Source organism: Nocardia farcinica, assembly GCF_029867845.1.
GTDB lineage: Bacteria > Actinomycetota > Actinomycetes > Mycobacteriales > Mycobacteriaceae > Nocardia > Nocardia farcinica_A.
This window is the reverse complement of record NZ_JARWRU010001283.1, coordinates 1-2602: the sequence shown is the minus strand read 5'-3', so window position 1 is coordinate 2602 and position 2602 is coordinate 1. Positions and strand designations below refer to the sequence as shown.

Genomic DNA, 2602 nt, shown 5'->3' with positions numbered 1-2602 from the left:
TAATTGGGGGGGCGGTGGGGGCGCCGCGGGGGGGGTGCGCGCGCGCGGCCCCGGCGCGCCGCCGATGCGGGTCTCGATGGTGCCGATCAGCGCCGTGGTCAGCCCGCCCGCCGCCAGCGCGGCCTCCACCAGGTAGGAGGTGGTGGTCTTGCCAGAGGTGCCGGTGATGCCGATGAGGCGCAGGGCGCGCGAGGGATGGCCGTAGACGGTGGCCGACAGCTCGCCGAGGACCTCGCGTGGGCGCTCGCGCACCAGCACGGGGACCGGTAGCTCGCCGATCAGCGCCGCGCCTTCGGCGGCGGTGAAGACCGCCCCCGCGCCGCGGTCGACCGCGGCCCTGGCGAACCGGGCGCCGTGCGCGCGGGCGCCGGGCAGCGCCGCGAACAGGTCGCCGGGCACCACCGCGTCGGAACGTTGCTCGATACCGGTGACACTCACGTCGTCGACCGGCACGCCTGGCGTGGCCGGTTCGGCGCCGGTCAGCGCCGACACCGTGGACAGCGGCGTGGTCGGTGGATCGACCGGCCGCAGCACGGGCCGGCTGGACTGCTGGGGCACCTTGCTCCTCTCCGAGGGGGCGGATTTCGGCGGACACCGCGAAGGTGGCGGCAAGTCAGGTTACCGACGTGCGCTCATCGACGGGCAACGCGCCTCGGCCTTCGCGCGCCCGCGCCCGCGCGAGCGGGCCCGCACACCCGCGCGACCCCGGCGCGACCCGCGCCCCGACGCCTAGGCACCGGCCTGCAGGACGAACCTTCTGGCCGGTTCCGGGGTGGGCGGAATCCGGTCGCGCTGCAGCGCCCAGGAGGCGATGGCGTGGAACAACGGCGCCGCGGACTGCCCGCCGCTGCCGTCGGAACTGCGCTGCGGATTGTCCAGCATCAGGCCGATCACATAGCGCGGATCGTCGGCGGGCGCCATACCGGCGAAGGTGATCCAGTAGCTCGACGTCGAATAACACTGGCAGCGCGGATCGATCTGCTGCGCGGTGCCGGTCTTGCCCGCGATCGGGTAGCCCTCCACCGCGGCCTGCATGCCGGTGCCGTTCTGGTCGGGATCCTGCGGATCGTGCTGGGTGACCGACTGGAACATGGTGCGCAGGGTGCGCGCGGTCTCCTCGCTGACCACCCGCACCCCCTCCGGCTGCGGCTCGTCGGTGCGCGAACCGTCAGGGGCCACGATGGATTTCACGATCCGCGGCGGGATGCGCACCCCGTCGTTGGCGATCGCCTGGTACATCCCGGTCATCTGCAACGTCGACATCGACAGGCCCTGTCCGATCGGCAGATTCGCGAAGGTGCCGCCGGACCACTGGTCGCGCGCGGGCAGCTGCCCCGCGGTCTCGCCCGGCAGGCCGACCCCGGTGCGCTGGCCGAGCCCGAAGCGGGTCAGCATGTCGGCGAAGCGGTCCTCGCCGACGCGCTGGGCCAGCATCAGCGTGCCCACGTTGGAGGACTTGCCGAAGATGCCGGTGGTGGTGTACGGAGCCACGTCGTGTTGCCAGGCGTCGCTGACGGTGACGCCGGACATGCGGATCGAGCCGGGCACCTGGTGCACCTCGTCGGGGGTGGTCAGGCCGTATTCGATGGCAGCGGCCGCGGTGACGATCTTGTTCACCGAGCCGGGCTCGAACGGGTCGCTGATCGACGGATTGCCGGTGCGGGCCCAGTTCTTCGACTCCAGCATGGGATTGAAGGTGTTGTCGTTGGCCATGGCCAGCACCTGCCCGGTCCTGGCGTCGAGCACCACCGCGGAGGCGGCCGAGGCGCCGGAGCGGTCCTTGGCCAGCTGCACCTGCTGCTGCACGTAGTACTGCAGATCGGAGTCGAGGGTCAGTTCGACCCGGTTGCCGCCGACGGCGGGCTGCTTGTCGCGCCAGCTGCCCGGGATCACCGCGCCGTCGGAGCCGCGGTCGTAGGTGTGCGAGCCGTCGGTGCCTGCGAGCACCGAGTCCAGCGCCGACTCCAGGCCGATCAGGCCGTGCCCGTCCCAGCCCGTCGCCCCGACCACATTGGCCGCCAGCGAGCCGCCCGGATATTCGCGCAGGTCCTGGCGTTCGGTGCCGACCTCGGGGAACTCCACCACGATCTCGGTGGCGAGGCGGGGATCGACCCGGCGGGCGAGGTAGACGAACGTCTCGTCGCTGGTGAGCTTGTCGAGCAGTTCCTTCTCCGTCGGACCGTCCGGCGCCAGCTTCTCGTGGATGGTCCTGGCGATGTCGCGCAACCGCTCGTCGGGGTCGGGCGCCTGGGCGTTCTTCTCCCGCGCCGCCGCGAGATTCGCTCGTTCGGCCACCGGCTGGAAGGTCAGCGCCTTGGCCGAGACGGTGAACGCCAGCGATTTGCCGTTGCGGTCGACGATCGGGCCGCGGGTGGCCTCGTCGATCAGCCGGGTGGTGCGCTGACTGGCCGCCTGGGCGGACAGGCCGGGCGCGGAAACGCTCTGCACGTACAGCAATTGCAGCGCGACCATGGCCAGCGCCACCAACATGACGATGCGGCCGACGCCGAGGCGCAGCCGCATCGGGTGGTCGGGGCCGGAGACCGAGCCACGCTTGCCGGACACCGACGGCCCGCGCCGCCGGGGCGGTGCGGGCCTGGAC

2 protein-coding genes are annotated in these 2602 nt (G+C 72.3%); both read right to left on the bottom strand.

The window, feature by feature from the left end:
* On the bottom strand, positions 1 to 558 hold a 558-nt coding region (locus tag QH283_RS28685), incomplete at its 3' end, for a Mur ligase domain-containing protein (RefSeq protein ID WP_280506057.1).
* A 171-nt stretch (positions 559 to 729) separates the two neighbouring features.
* Positions 730 to 2602, bottom strand: a 1873-nt coding sequence (locus QH283_RS28680) for a peptidoglycan D,D-transpeptidase FtsI family protein (protein WP_432420800.1), incomplete at its 5' end; no start/stop codon positions are given.